Source organism: Brachybacterium subflavum, from assembly GCF_009299795.1.
Classification (GTDB): Bacteria; Actinomycetota; Actinomycetes; order Actinomycetales; family Dermabacteraceae; genus Brachybacterium; species Brachybacterium subflavum.
The window spans coordinates 1-280 of the sequence record NZ_VIGP01000022.1; the positions used below are offsets into that span (position 1 = coordinate 1).

The window sequence follows — 280 nt, forward strand, 5'->3', positions numbered from 1 at the left end:
TGAGATCCTGTCGATGATCTGGGAGATGGAAGAGGAGATCATGGGCCGGACGGAGCAGGTGGCATGACGGTACTGCTGTTCTACATTGCGTTGTTCGCCGGCGCCTTTTTCCTGGTGAAATTCATTCGCAAGGGCATGCAGTCGCGGCATGATTTCACCAGCCTGAAGACGGTGACATTCGGCGACGAAAGCGCCGTAAGCCCGGACCGGGCGGCGTCGATCATTTCGGTGCTGGTGATTTTTTTGATCTGGGCGGCCTTCACCGGCTCCAAGCTGTTTC

General features: G+C 56.8%; 1 protein-coding gene. It reads left to right on the top strand.

Features of this window, described 5'->3' with window-relative positions:
• Window positions 1-63 precede the first annotated feature (63 nt).
• Window positions 64-280: hypothetical protein (locus FHG10_RS17825; protein WP_227488367.1), on the top strand; the 217-nt coding region annotated here is incomplete at its 3' end.